The 23,816-nt window shown below is 72.6% G+C and carries 21 protein-coding genes; 7 read left to right on the forward strand and 14 right to left on the reverse strand.

The genetic code is table 11. The features are described from left to right. Nucleotides 1–52: 52 nt before the first annotated feature. From KHP12_RS08930 to KHP12_RS08945, 4 genes are all read left to right on the forward strand, one after another. The gene (locus KHP12_RS08930) at nt 53–1,699 is read left to right on the forward strand and encodes an acyl-CoA dehydrogenase family protein (RefSeq protein ID WP_086881166.1); all 1,647 of its coding nucleotides are present in this window, start codon (nt 53–55) and stop codon (nt 1,697–1,699) included. After that, nucleotides 1,696–2,529 carry a crotonase/enoyl-CoA hydratase family protein gene (locus tag KHP12_RS08935; RefSeq protein WP_211832434.1) on the forward strand — a complete coding sequence of 278 codons (834 nt, stop codon included), beginning with the start codon at nt 1,696–1,698 and terminating at the stop codon, nt 2,527–2,529. The genes KHP12_RS08930 and KHP12_RS08935 overlap by 4 nt, the downstream gene beginning before the upstream one ends. Nucleotides 2,530–2,707: 178 nt before the next feature. After that, nucleotides 2,708–3,484, forward strand: coding sequence for a hypothetical protein (locus tag KHP12_RS08940; RefSeq protein WP_211835026.1), 777 nt, complete (start codon nt 2,708–2,710; stop codon nt 3,482–3,484). Nucleotides 3,485–3,518: 34 nt separating this feature from the next. Next, nucleotides 3,519–4,289 carry a bestrophin-like domain gene (locus tag KHP12_RS08945; protein WP_211832437.1) on the forward strand — a complete coding sequence of 257 codons (771 nt, stop codon included), beginning with the start codon at nt 3,519–3,521 and terminating at the stop codon, nt 4,287–4,289. Here the strand turns inward: KHP12_RS08945 and KHP12_RS08950 are convergent. Together KHP12_RS08950 and KHP12_RS08955 are read right to left on the reverse strand one after the other, a co-directional pair. Then, entirely contained in the window at nt 4,252–5,544 is a 1,293-nt protein-coding gene (locus KHP12_RS08950; RefSeq protein WP_211832439.1) for a cytochrome P450, read from the reverse strand. The genes KHP12_RS08945 and KHP12_RS08950 overlap by 38 nt on opposite strands. A 162-nt stretch (nt 5,545–5,706) precedes the next feature. After that, nucleotides 5,707–6,558 carry a metallophosphoesterase family protein gene (locus KHP12_RS08955; RefSeq protein ID WP_037962634.1) on the reverse strand — a complete coding sequence of 284 codons (852 nt, stop codon included), beginning with the start codon at nt 6,556–6,558 and terminating at the stop codon, nt 5,707–5,709. 106 nt (nt 6,559–6,664) lie between these two features. Between KHP12_RS08955 and KHP12_RS08960 the strand changes: the two genes are divergently transcribed. Together KHP12_RS08960 and KHP12_RS08965 are read left to right on the forward strand one after the other, a co-directional pair. Further along, nucleotides 6,665–7,126: a universal stress protein gene (locus KHP12_RS08960; protein WP_037962631.1), complete on the forward strand. Its 462-nt coding sequence runs from the start codon at nt 6,665–6,667 to the stop codon at nt 7,124–7,126. A gap of 87 nt (nt 7,127–7,213) precedes the next feature. After that, nucleotides 7,214–7,450: a dodecin gene (locus KHP12_RS08965; protein ID WP_086886616.1), complete on the forward strand. Its 237-nt coding sequence runs from the start codon at nt 7,214–7,216 to the stop codon at nt 7,448–7,450. 7 nt (nt 7,451–7,457) lie between these two features. Here the strand turns inward: KHP12_RS08965 and KHP12_RS08970 are convergent, their stop codons facing one another. The 6 genes from KHP12_RS08970 to KHP12_RS08995 form a co-directional block, all read right to left on the reverse strand. Then, nucleotides 7,458–8,525: a phosphatidylinositol-specific phospholipase C domain-containing protein gene (locus tag KHP12_RS08970; protein WP_210608764.1), complete on the reverse strand. Its 1,068-nt coding sequence runs from the start codon at nt 8,523–8,525 to the stop codon at nt 7,458–7,460. A 208-nt stretch (nt 8,526–8,733) separates the two neighbouring features. Beyond that, nucleotides 8,734–9,822: an NAD-dependent epimerase/dehydratase family protein gene (locus tag KHP12_RS08975; protein ID WP_211832456.1), complete on the reverse strand. Its 1,089-nt coding sequence runs from the start codon at nt 9,820–9,822 to the stop codon at nt 8,734–8,736. 83 nt (nt 9,823–9,905) lie between these two features. Continuing rightward, complete coding sequence (locus KHP12_RS08980) at nt 9,906–11,741, reverse strand: transketolase (RefSeq protein ID WP_086879676.1); 1,836 nt, start codon at nt 11,739–11,741, stop codon at nt 9,906–9,908. A 17-nt stretch (nt 11,742–11,758) separates the two neighbouring features. Next, nucleotides 11,759–13,084 (reverse strand): NAD(P)/FAD-dependent oxidoreductase, encoded by a 1,326-nt coding sequence (locus KHP12_RS08985; protein ID WP_086879677.1) that lies wholly within the window; start codon nt 13,082–13,084, stop codon nt 11,759–11,761. Between the two features lie 198 nt (nt 13,085–13,282). Next, a complete protein-coding gene (locus KHP12_RS08990; protein ID WP_211832458.1) occupies nt 13,283–14,494 on the reverse strand; it encodes an FAD-dependent monooxygenase in 1,212 nt (403 codons plus the stop codon). Nucleotides 14,495–14,658: 164 nt separating this feature from the next. Continuing rightward, a complete protein-coding gene (locus KHP12_RS08995; RefSeq protein WP_086879679.1) occupies nt 14,659–15,525 on the reverse strand; it encodes an Fpg/Nei family DNA glycosylase in 867 nt (288 codons plus the stop codon). Nucleotides 15,526–15,682: 157 nt separating this feature from the next. Here KHP12_RS08995 and KHP12_RS09000 point away from each other — a divergent pair, with 157 nt between their 5' ends. Next, nucleotides 15,683–17,017, forward strand: coding sequence for a catalase family protein (locus KHP12_RS09000; protein ID WP_086879680.1), 1,335 nt, complete (start codon nt 15,683–15,685; stop codon nt 17,015–17,017). Here the strand turns inward: KHP12_RS09000 and ccrA are convergent. The 6 genes from ccrA to KHP12_RS52850 form a co-directional block, all read right to left on the reverse strand. Beyond that, nucleotides 16,995–18,335 (reverse strand): crotonyl-CoA carboxylase/reductase, encoded by a 1,341-nt coding sequence (gene ccrA, locus KHP12_RS09005; RefSeq protein ID WP_086879681.1) that lies wholly within the window; start codon nt 18,333–18,335, stop codon nt 16,995–16,997. The two genes, KHP12_RS09000 and ccrA, sit on opposite strands and share 23 nt — an antisense overlap. A 112-nt stretch (nt 18,336–18,447) precedes the next feature. Continuing rightward, on the reverse strand, nt 18,448–19,857 hold the full coding sequence (locus KHP12_RS09010; protein WP_086879683.1) for an NDP-hexose 2,3-dehydratase family protein: 1,410 nt from the start codon (nt 19,855–19,857) through the stop codon (nt 18,448–18,450). Further along, on the reverse strand, nt 19,851–20,837 hold the full coding sequence (locus KHP12_RS09015) for an aldo/keto reductase (RefSeq protein WP_086879682.1): 987 nt from the start codon (nt 20,835–20,837) through the stop codon (nt 19,851–19,853). Before KHP12_RS09015 ends, KHP12_RS09010 begins: the two co-directional genes overlap by 7 nt. After that, on the reverse strand, nt 20,837–21,802 hold the full coding sequence (locus KHP12_RS09020; protein ID WP_245009820.1) for an NAD-dependent epimerase/dehydratase family protein: 966 nt from the start codon (nt 21,800–21,802) through the stop codon (nt 20,837–20,839). Before KHP12_RS09020 ends, KHP12_RS09015 begins: the two co-directional genes overlap by 1 nt. 92 nt (nt 21,803–21,894) lie before the next feature. Then, nucleotides 21,895–22,557, reverse strand: a complete 663-nt coding sequence (locus tag KHP12_RS09025) for a response regulator (RefSeq protein ID WP_086883283.1) — start codon at nt 22,555–22,557, stop codon at nt 21,895–21,897. After that, entirely contained in the window at nt 22,554–23,816 is a 1,263-nt protein-coding gene (locus KHP12_RS52850; protein WP_211832467.1) for a sensor histidine kinase, read from the reverse strand. The genes KHP12_RS09025 and KHP12_RS52850 overlap by 4 nt, the downstream gene beginning before the upstream one ends.

Here is a 23,816-nt window from a genome sequence, read left to right on the forward strand (position 1 = left end):
TGTAAGACTGGGCCGGACCCAGGAGCCCACCGCGAACGAGGAGATGTCTGCCATGAGCGCCACGCACGAGGTCCTCAACCAGGCCCCGCCGCTCATCGGCTTCAGCACCGCGGACGACCCCGCCCTGCTGGAGGCCCTGCGGCGGCACGACGGCGGCTGGGGCGAACAGGAGGTGCGGGACCTGGGCGCGCGGGCCGGTTCCGCCGAGGTGCAGGACTGGGCGCGGATGGCCGAGGAGCACCCCCCGGTGCTGCACACCCACGACCGCTACGGCCATCGCGTCGACGAGGTCGAGTACCACCCCGCCTACCACCAGCTGATGGGCGTCGCCGTGGAGAGCGGCCAGCACGCGGCGGCGTGGAGCGAGCCCCGCCCCGGCGCCCATCTGGTGCGCGCGGCCAAGTTCTACGCCTTCGCACAGGCCGAGCCCGGCCATGGCTGCCCGATCTCCATGACGTACGCCGCGGTCCCGGCGCTGCGTGCCGAGCCGGAGCTCGCCGCCGTGTACGAGCCGCTGCTGGCCGCCCGCACGTACGACTTCGGGCTGCGCCCGCCGCTCGGCAAGCGGGGCCTGATCGCGGGCATGTCGATGACGGAGAAGCAGGGCGGCTCGGACGTCCGCGCCAACACCACCCGGGCCGTGCCGGACGGTGCGGGCCGCTACGTGCTCACCGGCCACAAGTGGTTCACCTCCGCGCCGATGAGCGATGTCTTCCTGACGCTGGCCCAGACGGAGGAGGGCGTCACCTGCTTCCTGGTGCCCCGGGTGCTGCCGGACGGCAGCCGCAACCCGCTGCGGCTGATGCGGCTCAAGAACAAGCTGGGCAACCGCTCCAACGCGTCGGCCGAGATCGAGTACGAGTCCGCCCTGGCCTGGCGGGTCGGCGAGCCGGGCCGCGGGGTGCGGACCATCGTGGAGATGGTCAACGTCACCCGGCTGGACTGCGTCATCGGTTCGGCCGCGGGCATGCGGGCCGGGCTGCGGCAGGCGCTGCACCACGCCGAGCACCGCCGGGCGTTCGGGGCCGAGCTGGTCGACCAGCCGCTGATGCGCAATGTGCTCGCCGATCTGGCGGTCGAGTCGGAGGCGGCCACCACCCTCGCGATGCGGCTCGCGGCCGCCCTGGACCGCGCGGAGGGCGGGGACGAGAGCGAGGCGGCGCTGCGCAGGCTGGGGCTCGCGGTGAGCAAGTACTGGGTGTGCAAGCGCGGTGCCACCCACGCCGCCGAGGCGCTGGAGTGCCTGGGTGGAAACGGCTATGTGGAGGAGTCCGGGATGCCGCGCCTGTATCGCGAGGCGCCCCTGCTGTCGATCTGGGAGGGCTCGGGGAACGTCGCGGCACTCGACGTGCTGCGCGCGCTGGGCCGTGAGAACGGCGCCCTGGAGGCGTTCCTGGCCGAGGTCGACGCCGCGGCCGGGGCGGACGCCCGGCTGGACGCGGCCGTGGACCGGCTGCGCGGGCTGCTGCCGCAGCTCACCGACCCCGAGCGGGCGCAGCTGCTGGCGCGCCGGCTGGCCGAGCAGATGACGCTGGTGCTCCAGGGCAGCCTGCTGGTGCGGTACAGCCATCCGGCGGTCGCCGACGCGTTCTGCGCCTCACGGCTCGACGGGGACTGGGGGCACGCCTTCGGCACCCTGCCGCCCGGCACCGACACCGGCCCGATCCTGGAGCGGGCCCGCCCGAAGGACGCGCGGTGACGCCCACGGACGGCGCGGACGGGCCGGCCGGCGCGGGCCGAGCGGAAGACGCGGCCGGTGCGCGCCTTACGGTTCGCACGGAGCGGGCGGGGCCGGTCACCACGGTCGTGCTCGCCCGCCCCGAGGTGCGCAACGCCGTCGACGGAGCCACCGCCATGGCGCTGGCCGACGCCTTCCGCGCCTTCGACGCCGACCCCGGGGCGCGGGTCGCGGTGCTGTGGGGCGAGGGCGGCACCTTCTGCTCCGGGGCCGATCTGAAGGCGGTCGGCACTCCGCGCGGCAACCGGGTGGCCGAGGACGGCGACGGCCCGATGGGGCCCACCCGGCTGCGGCTGTCCAAGCCGGTGATCGCGGCGGTCAGCGGGCACGCGGTGGCGGGCGGGCTGGAGCTGGCGCTCTGGTGCGATCTGCGCGTCGTCGAGGAGGACGCGGTCTTCGGGGTGTTCTGCCGCCGCTGGGGCGTCCCGCTGATCGACGGCGGAACGGTGAGGCTGCCACGGCTGATCGGTGCGAGCCGGGCGATGGACCTGGTGCTGACGGGACGGCCGGTGCCGGCCGACGAGGCGTACGCCGTCGGGCTCGCCAACCGCGTCGTACCGCCGGGGCGGGCGCGGGCCGAGGCGGAGCGGCTGGCGGCCGGGATCGCCCGCTTTCCGCAGGCGGGTCTGCGCTCGGACCGGGCCTCGCTGCTGGAGCAGGAGGGGCTGCCGGAGGACGAGGCCATGGCGCGGGAGCTGCGCCACGGTCAGGCCGCGCTGGCCGAGGGGCTGGACGGCGCGGCGCGGTTCGCGGCGGGCGCGGGACGGCATGGGGGCTTCGGCGAGCCGTGATCGGCGGGGCCGGCTGTGGCCGGGGGCGGCCTCGCCCCCGGCCACAACTGGTCACGCATGAGGGGAATGTCCGCGGCTGAACCTCGATGCGCCCATGTCATCACCGCCCATTCCCCTATTCGGGGGAATTCCGGTGGTCACACGGCTGGCGGGCGCCCGTTCGGCCGAACATCTCCTCGTGAAGCGATGGCAGCGCGTATGGCGTGCGGGGGTCCTGGCCACTGCCCTTGTCCTCACCTCGGCGGGGGCGACAGCCCTGGCCGACGAGGACGGTGACGGTCCGGCGACCGCGCCCGCCTCCTCCCGGCCGACGGCCGGTACCCGGTCCTGGCCCGGGGGCCGGGACGACGGACCGCTCGCCTCGGTGCGGATCCGGATCGGTCCCGGCCTGTGTGTCTGCGTCGCCGCCTCGGCGGGCCCGGTCGGCCTCGTCGCCCGGTACGGCTGGTGCCCCAAACCACCCAAGCCACCCAAGCCCCCCAAGCCTCCCAAGCCGACGCCGACCCCTACGCCCACCCCGACGCCCACGCCCACACCGTCGCCGACTCCCACGCCCACCCCGACGCCGTCCGGGACACCCACACCCAGCCCGTCCGCCACACCGAGCCGTACGCCCGAGCCGACCCCCACTCCCACCCCCGGCCCGACGCGGCGGGCCCCGTCCCCCACGCCCGCTCCGCGGCTCCCCGCGCCGGGGCCCACCCGCGCGCCCGCGCTTCCGCCGCCCCCGCCCTCGCGCACCCAGCCTCCGGCATCACCCCCCGCGCCGGCTCCCGCACCGACCAGGACCCGTGCCGTCGAGATGCACGCGTACGAGAAACCCGCGCGCAAGAAGCCCGACAACGGGACCTCCTTGGTCACCTTCACCCTGCTGCTCACCGCGCCCGCGGTCCTCGCGGCCGCCGCTCTCCGTCCGCGTTCGCGCTCCGGCGCGCGCGGCGGGCGGCGCGGCTGACGGCCCGCCGCCGAACCGCTTGGGAGGTTCATCCATGCCCGAATGGCTGATTATGACCCTGGTGATGGCCGGGACCTGCGCGGTCGTGGTGACCGGGGCGGTCCTCAACTCCCGCAGACTCGGGGAGGAGGACGATCCGGACGAGACCCCCGATGTCCTCGACTACATGATCATGATGATCGGCGTGGTCTACGCGATCGTGCTGGGCCTGGCCATCGCCGGTGTCTGGGAGGCGCGCTCCGCCGCGCAGGACGGGGTCCGTACGGAGGCGCAGGCGCTGCACGAGGTGGCCGAGCGGGCGAGCGTCTACCCCGGCCCGGTGCGCGACCGCATCCGCGACGACGTGGACGCGTATGTGGACCATGTGGTGCACACCGAGTGGAAGGTGATGATCGACAAGGGTGAGCTCACCGACCGCGGCACCGATCTGCTGACCACCCTGCGCCACGATGTCACCCGCGCGGCCCCGCACAGCGATCTCCAGTCGCAGGCGTACCAGCCGATGGTGGATCAGGTGGCCGCCGTGGACGACGCGCGCGGCGCCCGGCAGCAGAGCGCGGGGCCCACGATGCCCCCGCTGGTCTGGTTCGGCCTGGTGCTGGGCGCGGCGCTGGTGATCGGGCTGGTCTTCACCCTTCAGATCCGCCGCTCGCCCCGGGAGCTGATGCTCGCGGTGATGTTCACCGCGCTCATCGTCTTCCTGCTCTTCCTGGTGTGGGACTTCGACGAGCCCTTCGGGCGGTCGGTCGGCGACTCCACCACGGCCTTCACCGATCTGTTCCCCAGCGCACGGGGAGGGTCTTGAGCCCGTTTTGGAAGTTGGAGGTGAGCCGCACCGGCTCGCCCGCCCGCCGCAGCCCCGGCAGCCGGTCCAGGGCGGCGCGCAGCATGGCCCGCATCTGGAGCCGGGCCAGATGCGCGCCCAGGCAGACATGCGGTCCGAAGCCGAAGCTCAGATGGTCGTTGGGGGCGCGGGTGATGTCGAACCGGTCGGGGTCGGTGAAGACCGTCTCGTCGCGGTTGGCCGAGGCGTGGAAGACGACGACCTTCTCACCGCGCCGGATGAGCTGTCCGCCCAGCTCCACATCGCGGGTGGCGGTGCGCCGGAAGTCGATGACGGGCGGCCAGTAGCGCAGCATCTCCTCCACCGCGGAGCCGGTCAGCTCGGGCCGGTCGAGCAGCAGCCGCAGGCTCTCGGGGTGGTCGAGCAGGGTGAGCAGCCCGCCGGGGATGCCGTTGCGCAGCGTCTCGTTGCCCGCCACCGCGAAGAGGAAGAACATGTTCTCGAACTCGTCCCGGCTCAGTCCGCCCTCCCGCATCCGCGCCATCACACTGCCCGGCCGGGGCCGCTCGGCGAGCGCGTGGGCGTAGGCGAACATATCGGCCAGGGCCTCGCGGGAGCGCGGGTTCATCGGCCGGCCGTCGGGGCGGCGCGGCGCCGAGGACGGCCGGTGGGCGAGGGCGGCGCGCCCGATGGGGCTCAGCTCCTCCAGGGCCGCGGTGGACAACCCGGCGTAGTCGGCGTCCTGGTACCCGATGACCCGTCCGGCCCAGTCGAACAGCAGCCGCCGGTCGCCCTCGGGGACGCCCATCACCTGGGCGAGGGTCCAGACCGGCAGATCGGCGGCGAGCTCCACGAAGTCGGCCTCGCCGCGCCCGGCCACGGAGTCCACGAGCGCCGCCGCGCGCTCCTCGATGACCGCTTCCAGCTCCCGTACGGCGCGCGGGGTGAAGGCCGCCGCGACGATGCGGCGGCTGCGGGAGTGGTCGGGCGGGTCCTGGTTGAGCATCATCGCCCGCACGAACTCCAGATCGGCGGGTGTGTCGGGGTCGCGGATCTGGGTGGCCCCGAGGTGGGAGGAGAAGACCTCGGGGGTGCGCAGGACGTGTTTGACGTCGGCGTGCCGGAACACCGCCCAGAAGCCGGGGCCGGCCGGCCAGGCCCCGACCGCGGGCTCGTCGATCCGGCAGACGGGGCGGGTGGCCCGCAATGCGCCGAACAGGGCGTACGGGACACCGGCGGTGTAGGTCTCGGGGAGGAACGCCTCGACAGGGTTCACAGCCGAGACCGTACGGCGCCGCCCTCCGGGCCCGTCAAGACACCCCGCGCGTCAGGACGCGCTGCCCCACAAGGCCCGGGCCCGGAGCCACCCCCGAGCACCGTCGCGGTGCCCCCAGCACCGGCGCGGTGCCCCCGAGCCCACCGGACACCGCGCGGCTCCCTACGGCACCGGCACCGGGAGGATCCGGCGCAGCGGGTCCTCGGGCAGCCGGCCGTGGGCCTTCCACTCCCGGGGGTAGCCGACCGAGACCTCCTGGAACTTCACCCCGTCCTCCACCGTCGTCCGGGGAATGTGCAGATGGCCGTAGACGACCGTCTCGGCCCGGAACCGCACATGCCAGTCGGCGGTCAGCTCGGTGCCGCACCACAGCGCGAAGTCGGGGTAGCGCAGCACCCGGGTGGGCAGCCGGGTCATCGGCCAGTGGTTGATGAGCACGGTCCGCAGCTCCGGGTCGACCGCCGCCAGCCGCGCCTCGGTCTCGGCGACCCGGGCCCGGCACCACGCGTCGCGGGTGGGGTAGGGGTCGGGGTGCAGGAAGTGCTCGTCGGTGCAGACCACCCCCGCCTCATGGGCGTGGGCCAGCGCGGCCTCCTTGGTGGCCAGGCCGTCGAGGCGGAAGGTGTAGTCGTAGAGCAGGAACAGCGGGGCGATGACCAGCGGCCCGCCGATGCCCTCCCAGAGCGGGTAGGGGTCCTCGGGCGTGACGATGCCCTTCGCCCGGCACATCTCCACCAGCGCCTCGTAGCGCGCCACCCCCCGGACCTCCAATGGGTCCTTGGGATGGGTCCACAGCTCGTGGTTCCCGGGTGACCAGATGACTTTGGCGAAGCGCTCGCTCAGCAGGCCGAGCACCTCCTCGATCTCGGAGAACACCTCGCCGACGTCCCCCGCGACGATCAGCCAGTCGTCGTCGGAGCCGGGCCGCAGCCGCTCCACGATGGCCCGGTTCTCCGGATAGGCCACATGAAGGTCGCTGATGGCGAGGAGTTCGCCCCCGTGGGTGCCGCTCATTGTCTCTCCTGTCGTACGGTGGCGCTCATGACGCGGTCGCGGTGCGCGGGCACCGCTTGACGGGCCGGGTGATCACCGGACCGTCCCTGGCGCTAGCCTCGCAGATGTGGTCGACAAACTCCCTCCGTCTTTTGAACGGGGAACCGACGGACCGAAGGTCATCGTGGCCGGACTGGACGGTTCCGAATCCTCCTGGCGCGCCACGGCCTACGCCGCCGGGCTGGCCAGACGCCAGAAGGCGCTGCTGGTCGTGGTCTACATCCAGCCGGTGCTGGCCGCGGGCGCCGCGCTCGGTGCCACGGTGGCCGACACCACGGGTGAGGTGGCCGAGGAGCTGATGCGGGAGATGCGGGAGGCCACCGAGCGGCTGCGCGGGGTCTTCGAGGTGCGCTGGGAGTTCCACACCTTCCGGGGCGATCCGTACAACGGACTGGCCCAGGCGGCCGATGAGCTGAAGGCCGACGCGGTGGTGGTGGGCGCGTCCGAGCAGGCCGGGCACCGCTTCGTCGGCTCGGTGGCCGTACGGCTGGTCAAGGCCGGGCGCTGGCCGGTCACCGTGGTGCCGTAGGGGCCGCCCCTCCGGCTCGCGCAGCCCGGCGCGGTGAGGCACCGTGGGAGAAGCGAACGGACCACCCCACGGACCGGGGAGACTGCCATGGCCCACACCTACCGGGTGACCGAGATCGTCGGCTCGTCCGGCGAGAGCGTCGACGACGCGATCCGCTCCGCCATCGGCCGTGCCTCGAAGACGCTCCGGAACCTTGACTGGTTCGAGGTCGGCCAGGTGCGCGGGCATATCGAGAACGGCCGGATCGCGCACTACCAGGTGGGACTGAAGGTCGGATTCCGGCTCGAGGACCCCGACGCCGGCTCCGGGGACCGGGCCGGCTGACCCCGGCTCAGCCACGGGGCACGACGGTGGACAGCACGGACGGCAGCGGATACCAGTCGGCGGTCGCGAAGCTCGCGTGCCGCCCGGCGAGTTCGGACACCCGGTTCCGCGCCTGGGCCTCGGTGGGGTGGGTGCCGTCGATCGGGGGCGCCACGTTGTGCGCGTCCGTCATGATCAGCAGGTAGTGGCGGTCGTCGTACCAGGCGGTGTCGACACCACTGGTGACATACGTGGACGCGTCCCCGTCGAAGAGCACGAACCACGGCCGGAGGGCGGCGTCGGTGTAGCGGGTGCGCGGGTCGCCCGAGGCGGCGCCGTGGACGGCGGGGAAGGCGGCGGCCTGACCGAGCTTCCCGGCGGCGGACAGGTCCCGCAGATGGGTGGCGTACTCGCGGTCGGTCCACAGCGTGTCGAGGGGGTTGTTCTCCTCGACCGTGCCCGGTATCAGCTCGACGACGAACTTGCCCGCGAGCGCCGAGCGGGACGGCCAGCCGCCCGCCTGGACCGCCTCGTCGAGGGTGGCATGGCCGCCCACCACATCGGCCGGGCGCAGCACCGCGTCGCCCAGGGTGGCGCCGAGGAGGGCGTCGAGGTCGGCCGGGCCGCGGCCCTTCTTGCCGTTGAAGCCGTCCTTCATCTCGACCTTGACGAGGATGGGACGGTGCCCCGGATGGGCCTGGTGCCAGGCCCGCATGTCGGCGAGGCAGCCGGCCAGGCTCTGGTCGCGGGGCTTGGTGCGCAGTTCGCCGGGGCTCGCGGCGTTCTCGCAGTTGTTGTCGTTGCCGAGCGGGTTGGAGTGCGAGACCCGCCAGCCGGCGCCGAAGGCGTTGGTCCACACATCGAGTTCCAGGAGCGAGGCCCCGGAGTCCAGCGCGTCCGCGAAGTAAGGGTACTTGGCCTTCTCGTACGCGTTGTGCACCCCCACCGAGGTGGTGGCGGAGTACGACGGATCGTCCGCGGTGGCGGGCCGGGCGTCGGCCGGTGCCGTCAGACACAGTGCGGCGGCCGCCGCGGCGACCGCCACCGTTCCCGTGCGCCGGGCATGACCGCGCGCCGGACTCCCCACCCTGCCCATGTGTCCCCACCCTCGTCGATGCCACGACCAACTGGGCAGAATCGTACGGGAGTCGCGTCATGGGTTACGAGCGGTCAAGGGTCACAGCGGTACGGGCCCGGCGGCGTGCTGCCGCTGAGCCCGTCTCATGTGCCGCGTCTCACACGGCTGGGGGTCGTTCGGGGAGCAGGGACCCACCTGTGAGGGCCCCACCCGTCAGAGCCACCCGTCAGGGCCGCTCCCCCACCCCGGTCGTCGCGGCCTCGCGCGCCCGTCCGCCGGGCAGCTTGGGGGCCAGCGGGGCGGTCTGGTCCATACCGGTACCGCGCCGCAGCCCGCTGAGGAACTCCTGGAGCGTCTCGACCGCGGTGTGCCGGGGCCGCCAGCCCAGTTCCTCCTGGGCGCGGGTGGTGTCCATCAGCGGGAGCCGCAGGGCGGCGTCGAACAGCTGGGGCGAGGGCGGCAGCAGATGCAGATGCCAGGCCGTGGCCATGGCCGAGCGGGCGGCGAAGCGCGGGATCCGCACCGTCCGCGCGTCCAGCAGAGCGGCCAGCGTCTCGCCGTCCACCGGCGGTTCGGCCGCGAGGTTGAAGGCGCCGCGCACCTGACGGCCGAGCGCCAGCCGGTACGCCTCGGCGGCGTCGTCGGTGTGCAGGACCTGGAGCCGCAGCCCGGGCAGGTCGAAGACGGCGGGCAGGAAGGTGGAGCGGACCAGCCGCCGGGGCAGGAACGGGCCCATGAAGAGCCGGCGCTGCTCGGCCGCCGCCTCCTCCTTGAAGAGGAAGCCGGGCCGCATCCGCACCACCCGGACCTGCGGATGCTCCCGTTCGAAGATGTCCAGCATCCGCTCCACATACGCCTTCTCACGGCAGTACGCGGCCTCCGGCCAGCCATCGGTGGGCCAGGACTCGTCCACCGGGCGGCCGTCCTCGGGCCCGGGCGAGTAGGCGCCCACCGAGGAGGCGTACACCAGCACCGGCACCTCGGCCCGTGCCACCGCCTCGAAGACCCGCCTGCTGCCGAGGACATTGGTGGCCCAGGTGACGGCGGGCCGGTGGCTGGGCTGGATCAGCCAGGCGAGGTGGATGACCGCGTCGGCGCCCTCGAAGTGCCGTACGAGGTCGGCCTCCTCACGGGCGTCCCGCCCGAGGTCCGCCCGCACCCAGGTGGTCTTCGGCGGCGACCAGCTCGGCACCCTGCGGGCGACGCCCACGATCGACTCGATGTCCGGGGCCTCGCCGAGCGCGCGGACGACGCTCGTACCGGCGTTGCCGGTGGCCCCGACCACCACCGCGCGCATTCCGTGCTTGACACCCATGGGTCCGCTCCTTCCGGCAGCGTCGTGTCGTCCTCAGTCGTCCTCAGTCATCCCGGTTTCCGTCCTGGTTTCAGTCCTGCGTTTCAGCCCTTGCCGACCAGCTGCCGCGCGGCCGTGACGATCGCGTCCGCGTCGATTCCCGCGTCGCTCAGCTGCTCCGCGGGGGTCGAGGAGGCCGGCATCATGCGCACCGCGAGCCGGATCATCCGGGGCACCGGACGGCCGTCGCCGAACGCCTCGAGCACCGCGTCGCCCAGTCCGCCCTCGGGGTGGTGGTCCTCCACGGTGACCAGCCGGCCCGTCGCCTCGGCGGCGGCGCGCAGCGTCTCGGCGTCCACCGGCTTGAGCGAGTACAGGTCGATGACGCGGGCCGGGATGCCCTCCTCGGCGAGCCGGTCGGCCGCCTCGACGGCCTCGTGCAGGGTGACCCCGGCGCCGACCAGGGTGACCCGGTCCTCGTCACTGGAGCGCACCACCTTGGAGCCGCCGATGGGGAAGCTCTCGGTGGGCGGGTAGATGACCGGCGTTCCGCCGCGGGTGGTGCGCAGATAGCGGATGCCGGACTCCCCGGCCATGGCCGCGGTCAGCTGGGCGGTCTGGTTGGCGTCGCACGGGTAGAGCACCGTGCTGCCGTGCACCGCCCGCATGGCGGCCAGGTCCTCCAGACCCATCTGCGAGGGCCCGTCCTCACCGATGGCCACCCCGGCGTGGGAGCCGATGAGGTTGAGGTCGGCGTCGCTGATGGAGGCCATCCGGATGAAGTCGTAGGCCCGGGAGAAGAAGGCCGCGAAGGTGGAGACGTACGGGTTCCAGCCGCGGGTCTGCATGCCGACGGCGGCGGCCACCAGCTGCTGCTCGGCGATGAAGAACTCGAAGTACCGCTCGGGGTGCTCCTTGTGGAAGTACTCCAGCCGGGTGGAGTCGCCCACCTCGCCGTCGAGCGCCACCACATCGCCGCGGGCGGTGCCGACGGCGGCCACGGCCTCGCCGAACGCGTCACGGCTGGGCACCGAGTCGCCGGTGTTGTAGCGCGGCAGGGCCAGCGGGCCCTCGGACGCGGGCCGGGTGGGGGTCACCGAGGGCGGGCCGAGCACCGGTACGGCCATGTTGCGTACGCCGCCGAGCTCGGCGATGGCCTCGTCCGCGTTCTTCAGCGGCTTGCCGTGCATGCCCTCGCGGTTCTCCACCGAGGCCACGCCACGGCCCTTCATGGTGCGGGCGATGATGGCGGTGGGACGGCCCACGGTGGACAGCGCCTCGGCGTAGGCGCGGTCGATGGCCTCGATGTCATGGCCGTCGATCTCGATGGTGTGCCAGTCGAAGGCGCGGATGCGCCGGGCGTAGGCGTCCAGGTCCCATTCGTGGCGGGTGGGCCCGCGCTGGCCGAGCCGGTTCACGTCGATGATGGCGGTGAGGTTGTCCAGCCGCTCGTAGCCCGCGTGCTCGAACGCCTCCCACATCGACCCCTCGGCCATCTCGCTGTCGCCGCACAGCACCCAGACCCGGTAGGGCACATGGTCCAGCCGCTTGCCGCTCATCGCGGTGCCCACGCCGTACGGCAGGCCCTGACCGAGCGATCCGGTGGCCACGTCCACCCACGGCAGCCGGGGGGTGGGGTGGCCCTCCAGCCTGCTGCCGCGCTTGCGGAAGGTGATGAACTCCTCGTCGCGGAGGGCCCCGGCCGCCTTGTACACCGAGTAGAGGAGCGGGGAGGCATGGCCCTTGGAGAAGATCAGGTGGTCATTGCCCGGGTGGTCGGGCTGCTCGAAGTCATAGCGCAGATGGTTTCCCATCAGGACGGCCATCAGGTCCGCCGCCGACATCGACGACGTGGGATGGCCGGACCCGGCGGCCGCGGCGGCACGCACCGAGTCCACGCGGAGCTGCTGCCCGAGCTCGCTGAGTTGTTCGTGTCGCATTGTTCTCCTTCCAGGTTTCACCGGCGGTCGGCCGCCGCCCGGGCGGTCCGCGCGACTTCGGGCGACTCGGTGTCCAGCGGCACCGCCCAGGGCGGGACCACCCCGAGCTGTACCCCCTGGCGTGGCAGCGCCGCGTCGAGCAGCCAGTCGGCGGCGACCCGGACCCGGTTCCCCGGCATCGCCATCAGGTGGTAGCCGCGGGTGACCGCGTTGGCGATCGGGCCGGACAGCGGGATGTGCAGCGGGTCCGCGGCGGCCTGCACCCCGCCGAGGTCGACGGTGAACCCGAGGTCGTGGTGTTTGTACGGCTTGGCGGTGCCGCGCCCGAGGGAGGCCAGCACATTGTGGCCCGCGACCTTGCCCTGCCGGTGGGCGTGTTGCGCGGTCATCGGGGTGAACTGGCCAGGCCGGGTCAGATCGGGCACCGCGGCGGCGTCTCCGCAGGCCAGCACGTCGGGATAGCCGGGTACGGCCAGATACTGGTCGACCCTGAGCCGGCCGCGTTCGGTCGGCAGCCCGAGCTGCTCCACCAGCGGGTCGGGGCGCACCCCGACACACCAGATCAGCGATCGGGTGTCGACGACCTCGCCGTCGTCCAGCAGCACGCCCTCCGAGGTGGCCTCCTTGACCGTGGTGCCGGTGCGCACCTCCACACCCCGTTTGCGCAGCACCCGGTCGGCCGTGCGGGACAGCTTCTTGTCCAGCTCGGGAAGGACCCGGGGGGCGATGTCGAGCAGCATCCAGCGGGGTCGCGGCGCGTCGCGCAGCGAGATGTTCTTCCGCGCGAGCGAGTCGGTGAAGAGCACCCCGTGGGCGGCCACCTCGGTGCCGGTGTATCCGGCGCCGACCACCACGAAGGTGCGGCGGGCCGCCCGCTCCCGGGGGTCGTCGGCGGTGCCCGACATCTCCATCTGGCGGATGATGTGGTCGCGCAGGTAGAGCGCCTCGGGCATACCGCGGAAGCCGTGGGCGTGCTCGGCCACACCGGGGATCGGCAGCAGTTTGCTGACACTGCCCACGGAGAGGACGAGCCGGTCGTAGTCCATCTCGCCGGACCGTCCGTCCGGGTCTCGCCAGGAGATCTTGCGGGCGTCCAGGTCGACGCCGTGGACCTCGCCCAGCACCAGCCGGACCTGCGGCAGGGTGCCGGTGAGGGAGACCGAGACACGCCGGGGTTCCAGGATCCCGGCCGCCACTTCGGGCAGCAGGGGCAGATACAGGAAGTAGTCGTTGGGATTGATCAGGACGATCTCCGCCGCGCCCCGCAGGGTGCGGGACAGCGTACGGGCGGCCTGATAACCGGCGAATCCGGCACCGACGATCACTATGCGTATTGGGCTCACACGAATCTCCCGGGCATACGGGGCCAGGGAGCTCCAAGTGCCCGTGAGAGCCCGGACCAAACGTGGCGCCCGGCCGGCCCCGCCCCCGGGGCCGTGTTCCGGGGGCGGTACCCCCGGCCGCGGTCCCGGGGCGGGGGGCGGGGGACGTCAGGGACGCGTGGACGTCAGGGACGCCTGGACGCCGGAGGTGTGCGTACGTCAGCGGCGCCGGCGGGCCGTCTGCGCGTCGATCCGCTCGTCCCAGTCGATGCGGTAGCCGGTCAGCCAGTCCGAGGAGCCGTTGCCCGCCCGGTCCAGCTTGCGCGGCATGGTGACATCGCGCAGGGCGCGTGCCACGGGCCCCGGCGCCGTGCGGCGGGCCATGCCCGCGCTGGCCGCGGCGACCTTCTCGACCCGCTCCCGGCGCAGCGCCTCGTACGCGGCGAAGGCCGACTGGGGCGTGCGCAGATCGCGCAGGCATTTGGCGAGTACGACGCCGTCCTCGATGGCCATCGAGGCGCCCTGTGCGGCGTTGGGCGCGCAGGCGTGCGCGGCGTCGCCGACGATGACCATGGCCTCCTCGGACCAGGTGGGGGTGGAGACGATGTCGTAGGCGGCGGTGGCCACGATGGTGTCGCCGGTGGCCCGGACCAGGTCGGCGGCGGGGGTGTTGTCCTCGGCGAAGAGCGTCAGCAGCCGCTCCCGCCACTGCTCGGAGGTGACGGCGGCGAGCTCGGCCTTGGACATCTCCTCGGCCGGGGCGTTGCAGAACCACCAGACCTCGCCGTCCGGGGCGGTGGTGCAGCCGAAGAACGCCTGCTTGCCGAAGATCATCGTGTAGGCGTCGGGGTCCGGGGGCGAGTCGGCGTCGCGGGTGTAGCCGCAGACGGTGTGCTGTCCGGTGTAGCGGGGCCGGGGCGCGGCCGCGTCGATGAGCCTGCGGACGAGCGAGTGGATGCCGTCGGCGCCGATCAGCATGTCGCCCACGGCGCGGCCGCCGTCGGCGAAGGAGCCGACGATCCGGCCGTCGGGGCTGGTGTGGGCGGCGAGCAGCCGCTTGCCGCCCTCGACACGCACTCCGCGGCGCACCGCCTCCTCGCGCAGCACCCGGGCGAGGGTGGCGCGCTTGAGTGTCACGGAGCCGAGGCCACCGTCCTGCGATCCGGACATGGGGCGGTTGCCGAGCCGCTTGCCGGTATTGCTGATGAAGTCGACGCGGCCGGCCGGGAAGGAGTTCTTCAGCACGGGTTCATGGGCGTCGACGGTGCGCAGGGCCTCCAGGCCGTTGGCGGCGACGACGAGGAACGCACCGGCGTCGACGGCGTCCGTGGGGTACGTCTCGTAGACGACCGCGTCGATACCGGCTTTCCGCAGGGCCATCGCGGTCACCGTGCCGGCGATGCCGCCACCGATGATCAGGGCTGTGGTCATGGTGCTCCGTGACGTGGCGTGGGGTGTCGTGTCGTGGGATTGCGACAGCACCATATGGCGGTCCGGAGCTCCCCGGGTCAAGAGCGGCACGTCAACTAACGGGCGCCGGGCGGCATTTGGGACAGAACCCGGCAGGTACGCCACGTGAGCAGCTACGCGAGCAGCTACTTGAGCAGCCGGGACAGCCGCCGGTCGGCGAGCGGCTTGCCGCCGGTCTGGCAGGTGGGGCAGTACTGGAGCGAGGAGTCGCGGAAGGACACCTCGCGGACGGTGTCCCCGCACACCGGGCACGGCTGCCCGGCGCGGCCGTGCACCCGCATGCCGCCGCGCTTCTCCCCCTTGAGGTCGGTGGCGGCCAGGCCGCGGGAGCGCTCGACGGCGGAGCGCAGCGTGGCGCCCATCGCCTCGTACACCCCGGCGATCTCCGCTTCGGTGAGGTCCGAGGCGAGCCGGTAGGGCGACATCCGGGCGGCGTGCAGGATCTCGTCGGAGTAGGCGTTGCCGATCCCGGCGATGACGCTCTGGTCGCGCAGCACGCCCTTGATCCGGTGGCGTACGCCGCGCAGCAGCCCGGCGAACGCCTCCAGGGTGAAGGAGTCGTCCAGCGGGTCCGGACCCAGCCGGGCGATCCCGGGGACCTCCCGCGGGTCGCGGACCACGTACACCGCGAGCCCCTTGCGCGTACCGGCCTCGGTGAGGTCGAAGCCGGAGCGCTCGGGACCGGCCAGGAGCAGCCGCAGCGCGAGTGGTCCCTTGCCGGGCCGGGGCGGGGCCTCGGGGAGTCCGTCCCGCCAGCGCAGCCAGCCCGCCTTGGCGAGGTGGACCACCAGATGGGGGCCGTCGGTCGCCAGGTCGAGGAACTTGCCGTGGCGGGACGCCGCCGTGACGGTCCGGCCCTCGAGCGCGCTCAGCGGCGGGTCGTAGGTCTTCAGGACGCTCACCGCCACGGGGAGCACACGGGCGATCTCCCGGCCGACGGCGCGCTCGGCCAGGATCGCGCTGAGGGCCTCCACCTCGGGCAGCTCCGGCATGCCACCAGTGTGCCGCAGGCCGGAGCGGAACCATCCGCGGCGGCCCGGGTGACCGATTCCCCCCGGTGCACCGCTCCGGGCTGCGGCCCCGCGCACCCTCGCTTAGCGTCTCATGTGTTCCCCATCGTCCCTGCCTGCCCCGTACGGAGCGTTCCCCATGGTCAACACCGGACAGCAGTCCGTATGCGGCGAGGCGGTACGGCACGAGGTGGCGGGCGGGACGGGAGGCGTGGCGTACGAGGGCTATGAGGCGTACGAGGGCGGCAGCCCCGAGGCCGAGCGGCTGCGCTTCCAGAAGCTGACGCACGAGCTGATGCGGATGCAGCGGTACTCCGACGGCACCGACGGCTCGGGTGCCCCGCGGCCGCTGCGCGCCTTCCGCGGCGAGGCGGCGCTGGGCGTGGAGAACGCCCGGCTGCGGTTCCGCGACGACCTTCCGCCGGAGCTGTGTGTGGGATACGCCCGGCCGGGCGCCGAGTACCCGGCCGTGGTGCGGCTGTCCAGCGCGAGCGGCTCCGAGGGGTACGGCGCCACGCCCGATCTGCGCCGGCTGGCGGTACGGGTCCAGGCCGGTCCTGAGGGGACCCACGATCTGCTGGCCACCAGCTTCCCGGTGTCCCACGCCGCCGACGCGCATGAGTTCATCGCCTTCGCCAAGGCCACGGCGGGCGCGGGGAGCACCGTGGAGAAGGCGTTCGGGCTCTTCGTCCGGCTGCCGCTGGCGGTCGGCTGGGCCACCGCCGACCGGATGCGCCGCAATATGCGGATCGCCACCCGCCACACGGTGGGCTCGCTGGCCCGCGAGACCTTCTGGAGCCGGGGCGCGATCCTGTGGGGCCCGGCCGGTCCGGTGCGCTACCAGCTGCGTCCGGCGCCCGGCGGCACCCCCGCGCCCCCGCCCGACGGCGGCGACCCCGACTATCTCCACCGTGAGCTGGCGATGCGGCTGTCCACCGGTGACATCGCCTTCGAGCTGTGTGTGCAGCGCTATCTGGACGACCGCCGCACCCCGGTCGAGGACGGTTCGGTGGAGTGGCGGGAGAGCGACGCGCCGGTGGTCCCGGTCGCGGTGCTCACCGTGCCGCGCCAGGACCTGGACGGCGCCCGGGCCCGGTCCGTGGCCCGCCGGGTCGAGCAGCTGGCGTTCAACCCCTGGCACACCACCGAGGAGTTCCGTCCGCTCGGCAACCTCAACCGGGCCCGTAAGGCCGCGTACGAGGCCGCCGCGGCGCACCGGCTCGGGCTGCGCTTCCCCGCCGCCGAGCAGCGGTCCACCGCGCCGCTGCCCGTCCCGGTGCGCGCCGCCCTCGACCTGCCGGTGCGGGCGGCCTTCGACCTGGTCGACCGCTGGGTGCCCTGGCATCGGCTGCCGGCCCCGCTGGGGCTGCTCAACCCGGCCGGGCTGGGCCGGGCGCTGCGCCGGTCCGGCCTCGTCGAGGGGGACGACACACCCGACTCCGCGAACCGGTTCAGTCCTGCCGGAAGCGGTTGATGGCCGGGAGATGGCGCTCGCGCAGCTCCGGGTCGCGCACCCCCAGCCCCTCCTCCGGGGCCAGGCACAGCACGCCGACCTTCCCGGAGTGGCGGTTGCGGTGGACGTCCTGGGTGGCCGTGCCGACCGCCTCGAGCGGATAGACCTTGGAGAGCGTGGGGTGCACCATCCCCTTCTCGATCAGCCGGTTGGCCGCCCATGCCTCCCGGTAGTTGGCGAAGTGGGTGCCGATGATGCGCTTGAGCGCCATCCACAGATAGCGGTTGTCGTACTCGTGGCGGTAGCCGGACGTCGAGGCGCAGGTGACGATCGTGCCGCCGCGCCGCGCCACGAACACACTGGCGCCGAAGGTCTCCCGGCCGGGGTGCTCCACGACGATGTCCGGGTCGTCGCCGCCGGTGAGTTCGCGGATCCGGGACCCGAAGCGCTTCCACTCCTTGGGGTCGGGCGTGGTCGCGTCCTTCCAGAACCGATAGCCCTCCTCGGCCCGGTCGATGACCAGCTCGGCCCCCATGGAGCGGACCAGTTCGGCCTTGCGCCGCCCGGAGACCACGCACACCGGGAGCGCCCCGCCGTTGACGGCCAGCTGGGTCGCGTACGAGCCGAGACCGCCGGCCGCGCCCCAGATGAGGGTCACATCGCCCTGTTTCATCTGGGCGCCGTTGCGGGAGACGAGCTGCCGGTACGCGGTGGAGTTGACCAGGCCGGAGGACGCGGCCTCCTCCCAGGTGAGGTGGGCGGGCATCGGCATCAGCTGGTTGGCCTTGACCAGCGAGAGCTCCGCGAGCCCGCCGTAGTTGGTCTCGAAGCCCCAGATGCGCTGCTCGGGGTCGAGCATGGAGTCGTCATGGCCGTCCGGTGAGCGCAGTTCGATGGACAGGCAGTGGGCCACCACCCGGTCGCCCGGCTTCCAGTGGCGCACCCCGGGACCGGTGCGCAGCACCACACCGGCCAGGTCGGAGCCGAGCACGTGGTAGGGCCGGTCGTGGCGGGCCGCTCCGGGGTCGTCGGTGCGCGCGTAGCGCTCCAGGAAGCCGAAGGTCGGCAGCGGCTCGAAGATGGCGCTCCAGACGGTGTTGTAGTTGATCGCGCTGGCCATGACCGCGATCACCGCCTCGCCCGGGCCCGGTTCCGGGGTGGGCACCTCGCGGATGTGGAGCGACTTCTGGGGGTCCTTGTCCTTGGTGGCCATGCCCTCGAACATCTCGGCTTCCTCTTTGAGGATCACCGCGCCCCGATAGGACTCGGGTAGGTTCAAGGCGGCGAAGTCCGCGGCCACCGCATCCTCTGCCAGCACGGCGCTGATGATGTCCTGCATGACATGTCCTCCGATGTACCGCTCCGGGCACCCTGTGTCCCGGAGGCTATGGCAGCGGCCACGATCCGAATAACCCCTAGCTCCGTCCAGGTCGCGCCCCCTAGGCGCCCCCCTATACGGCCAGGGAGTGCAGACAGGCGATGAGCGTGCGCGCCTCGACGTTGACGTAATGGCTGTGGCGGATCAGGTCGAGCAGCTGACGCACCGCCATCCAGCGGTAGTGCGGCGGCTCCTCGGGGACGGCGCTCAGCTCCGTCTCCACGACCAGATAGCGGTTGAAGGCGTGGAAGAAGCGGCCGCCCTCCTCGGAGAGCACGGTGTCGAACCGCACCCGGTCGGCCGGTGCCTCCACCACCTCCTCGAGGAACGGCGGCGTGGCTCCCTCGGGCAGATGGGTGTAGTTGCGCGGGGTGCACTGCACGGTGGGGGCCAGTTCCACCACGTCCGTGTAGCCGGGTTCGGCGCGGGCCTGCACCAGCACATGCGGCACCTTGTCGGCGTAGGCCAGCAGGAAGGCGGCCACGCCCGGTCCATGGGGCTCGATCATGGGCTGGGTCCAGCCGCCCACCTCGCGGCCGCCCGCCGTCACGTCCACGGCCATCACGCTGAAGAAGCGCCCGCTCTCATGGGAGATGCGGTGGGCGTTGCGGTGCCAGCCGGTGGTCTCCCGCAGCGGTATCCGCTCGGTGAACACCTCGCGCTCGGTGCGCAGTCCGGTGATCCAGCTGAGGATGTCGGCGTCGCGGTGGAGGACGTGCCGCCCCGGCCGTTCCGGCTCCGCGGCCCCGGGTGATCCGGCGGCCGGGAAGGTCTCCTCCGGGTCCAGCGGGGAGTGCGGCAGACAGGCCAGGACGCTGCGCGCGTCCATGTTCACCAGGTCCTCCACGGCCAGCAGATGGTGCAGCTGGCCCAGCGTCAGCCAGCGGAAGCCGTCGCGCACCTCGACGTCCGTCTCCGGCGCCACCTCGACCAGCATGTTGCGGTTGCGCTTGCGGAAGAACCAGCTGCCCTGCTCCGACTGGCGGACGTCGGCGAGCACCCGGTGCCGTTCCGTCCGCTGGAAGTACTCCAGATACGGCACCGCCCGGCCCTTGTGCACCCGGGTGTAGTTGCTGCGGGTAGCCTGGACGGTGGGCGACAGCTGGAGTCCGCCGTGGTTGCCGGGCTCCATCTTGGCCTGCATCAGGAAGTGCGGTACGCCGTCGAAGTCCTTGACCAGGATGCCCAGGATGCCGATCTCCGGCTGGTGGAGGATCGGCTGGCTCCACTCCTCCACGGGCGCCCCGGGCATCCGCACCCGGATGCCCTCGACGGTGAAGAACCGGCCGGTCTCGTGGACCAGGTTGTGGGTGTCCGGCGCGAAGTCCCAGCCGCGCATCGCCTCGAACGGGATGATCTCGATCCGGGACTCGTCGGCGTCGACGCGCTCGCGGAACCAGCGCTGGAAGTCGGCGAGGAGGGTCACCGAGCTGTCGACGGTGGCGGCGGAGCGGATCAGCCGCTCCTGGAGCGTGCTCACCACGCCCACGCCTCAGGCCCGGGGCCGCCGTTGCCGATCGGCGGGAACAGCCGGTCCAGTTCGGCCAGCGCCTCGTCGGACAGCGTCAGCTCCATGGCCTTGAAGGCCCCGGTCAGCTGGTCCAGGCTGCGCGGCCCGATGACCGGCGCGGTGATGCCGGGGCGTCCCATCACCCAGGCAAGACCCACCTCGGCCGGGTCGGCGCCGAGGCCGTCGCACAGCTTCTCGTACGCGGCGACGGCGTCCCGGTGGACCTCGAGCGCCTGGGCGGCCCGGCCCTGGGCGGTCTTCATCGCGGTGCCCTCGGCCAGCTTGCGCAGCGCCCCGCTGAGCAGCCCGCCGTGCAGCGGCGACCAGGCGAGCACCCCGACCCCGTACCGCTGGGCGGCGGGGATCAGCTCCAGTTCGATATGGCGGGTGACGAGGTTGTACACGCTCTGCTCGGAGACGATGCCGAGGAAGTGGCGGCGGGCCGCGGCCTCCTGGGCCTCGGCGATGTGCCAGCCGGCGAAGTTGGACGAGCCGACGTAGCGCACCTTGCCCTGCCGGGTCAGCGTCTCCATCGCCTGCCACACCTCGTCCCAGGGGGCGTGGCGGTCGATGTGGTGCATCTGGAACAGGTCGATCCAGTCGGTGCCCATCCGGCGCAGCGAGTCCTCGCAGGAGGCGATGATGTGCCGGGCGGACAGCCCCGAGTCATTGGGCCAGTCGGTCATCGGGTTGAAGACCTTGGTGCCCAGCACGACCTTCTCGCGCCGGCCGCCTCCTCCCGCGAACCAGCCGCCGAGGAACTCCTCGGTGTAGCCCTTGTGCTTCTGCCAGCCGTACTGGTTGGCGGTGTCGATGAAGTTGACCCCGTGGTCCAGGGCGGTGTCCAGGATCGCGTGGCTCTCCTCGTCGCTCGCCCTGACCCCGAGGTTCAGGGTGCCCAGGCACAGTCGGCTCACCTTGAGGGCGGTGCGGCCGAGATAGGTGTACTGCATCAGTGTCCTTCGGTACGGGCCGCCGCGGCAGCCGGTCGGCTGGAGGTGGCGGAGGCGGCCCACAGGTCGTGGAGGGATTCCTTGAGGGCGACCTTCGGGGACCAGCCCATGAGCCGCCGGGCGAGACGGATGTCGGCCTGGGTCCAGCTGCCGCCCTTGCTGTGCACGGCGCCGCTCTCCTCGCGCACCAGACGGTCGGGCACCTGGGAGGCGGCGATCAGCAGCCCGGCCAGTTCGCGCATGCTGAAGGCGTCGCCCTGCCCGACGTTGAGCACCCGGCCGGTCACCGGGCTGCTCGCGGCCAGTACCACGGCCTCGGCGACATCCCGGACGTCGATGAAGTCGCGCCGGTCGTCGACGAGGGTGACGGTGAGCGGTGTCTCCTCGGTGGTGTGGCGCAGCCGGTGGGCGAGGCCGCCGAGGAAGCTGCCCCGTGGGGTGCCCGGCCCGCAGACGTTGGTGACGCGCAGCACGCAGCCGTCGATACGGCCCGCGTCCGCGGCGCCCAGGACGATCCGGCTGCCGACGAGCTTGGTGCGGGCGTAGGGGGTGCGGGGGGCGGTGGGGTGGTCCTCGGCGATGGCCGTGCCGTCGGGGACGGGGCCGTACTCGTGCACCGAGCCGAGATGGACCAGGCGCGGCCGCCTGGGGAGGGCAGCCACGGCGTCCACCAGCCGGTCCACGAGCGGGATGTGCGAGGCCGTCATGCTCGCCTCGTCGCCCTCCCAGCTGTCGCCCGCGGCGTTGACGACGAGATCGGCGGACTGTGCGGCCCGGACGATGTCCTCGCTCGGCGCGGATACCGCGTCAAGCGCCAGAAATCCGACTCCGGAAATGGGTTCGGCGGGTTTTCTCGCTATTGCCAGGACTTCATATCCGCGCTTGGTGAGAGCTCTACAGATATGTCGCCCGATGAATCCGGTGCCGCCGATGACAACGGCCTGCCGATCTCGGATGTGGCCCATATCGCCACCGTATTGGCGCCGCTTCGAGCGGAACAACCCCTACCCTCGTCCACCCCTATCGGGCACCCCTATTACGGCCCCGACCTGCGATGTCATTCGAATAGATGTCGTTTATGGGCCTCGCTGACCGCTGCCGCGCGATCCTTCACCCCGAGTTTCTCGTAGACATGCAGAAGATGCGTCTTGACGGTCGCCTGGCTGATGAACAATGCGGCCGCGGCCTGCCGATTCGTGGCCCCGTCCGCGATAAGCCTGAGCACTTGGAGTTCACGCTCGCTCAGCGGGCCCTGAGTGGGTTTGCGTACCTGGCCGAGAACGCGTCCGGTGACCGCGGGCGAGAGGACGGACTGGCCCGAGGAGGCGGATCGCACGGCGCGGGTCAGCTCCTCGCGCGGGGTGTCCTTGAGGAGGTAGCCGGTCGCCCCGGCGGCCAGGGCGCCCATGACGTCGCTGTCGGTGTCATAGGTGGTCAGCACCAGGATCCGGGCCTCCGGATCGCCGCGCAGCAGCCGTTTGATGGCCTCCACGCCACCCATCCGGGGCATGCGCAGGTCCATCAGGACCACGTCGGCCGGCTGCCGTTCGTACAGTTCGACGGCCTCGGCTCCGTCACCGGCCTCGCCGGTCACCGTGAAGTCGGGGTCCCGCTCCAGCACCCCGCGCAGCCCGTCGCGGACCACCGGGTGGTCGTCGACGATCAGGATACGGATGGGGCTGGGGCCGGGGGTGTCGCCGCCATGGGTGTTTCCGCTCATGCACCGGCTTCCTGGGGGATCACGGGGACGGCCGCGCTGATGGCGGTGCCCTCGCCACGGGAGCTTTCGATGTCCAACGTACCGGCCACCCGGCCCAGTCGGCGCCGCATCGCCACCAGCCCGAGGCCATGGCCGCCGGAGGTCCCGGCCTCGGCCTCCGCGGCCGCGGAGTCGAATCCGACGCCGTCGTCGAGCACGTCGAGGACCACCACGTCCTCCATGTACGACAGGGTGACGCCCACCTTGGACGCCCGGGCGTGCTTGGCGATGTTGGCGAGGGCCTCCTGCGCCACCCGGTAGAGCGTGGCCTCCAGTTCGGCGTGGAGCGGGATGGCGGTCCCGTTCGTCGCGAACGCCACCTTCGGCTCCCGCTCCGGTGACCACCCCTCGACCAGCGACTCCAGGGCGTCCGGCAGGGTCCGGGACTCCAGTTGCTCGGGGCGGAGCGCCTGGACCGAGCGGCGCGCCTCGGCGAGGCTGTCCCGGGCCAGGTCCTTGGCGGCGACGAGATGGCGGCGCCACACCTGGCGGTCGCCCTCGGCGTGTTCGGCGGCCTCCAGCTGCCGGATGATGCCGGCCAGCCCCTGGGCGAGGGTGTCATGGATCTCCCCCGCCATCCGCTGGCGCTCGTCGAGCACTCCGGCCTCGCGCGCCTGGGTGATCAGCTGGGCGTGGAGTCCGGCGTTCTCGGTGAGCGCGGAGCGGAGCTCGGCCACGGTGCGTTTGCGCCGCTGATGCTGTTCATTGAGCCTGCTCGACAGCAGGTTGATCCAGCCGATCACCACGGTCTGGAAGGCGATGGCGGCGAGATAGCCGACCACCGCGCCGGTCGTGGGCCGGGGGAAGCCGTCCGGCACGGTGTTGACGACGAACGAGGTGGCCGCCACGGACACCAGCGCCCAGACGGTCGGCAGCAGCACCAGCGCCTGGAGGAACCCGGTGGCGGCGAACAGCATGAACACCTGGTCCCGCGCCATCAGCGCGGCGGAGAGGGCGAGCAGCCCGGCGAAGTAGACGGCCGTGCGCACCGTGCCGTACGGCTGTCTGCTGCGGCGGCCCGTGGGCAGGGTGTAGGTGCCCAGGATCCATCCGGCGGCCACGGCCGCGAGGCCCAGCGTGGTGAGCAGCCGCCGGGCCGGTGGCGGGCCGTGGACCAGGCTCAGGGCCGTGGACAGAGACAGCAGAAGGTAGGGCAGCCCTCCGAACAGGATGTCGGAGTGCCGCTCCCACCGTCCGCCGTCGTCCTTGGACGCGCTCAC

It is taken from the genome of Streptomyces asiaticus (genome assembly GCF_018138715.1).
GTDB lineage: Bacteria > Actinomycetota > Actinomycetes > Streptomycetales > Streptomycetaceae > Streptomyces > Streptomyces asiaticus.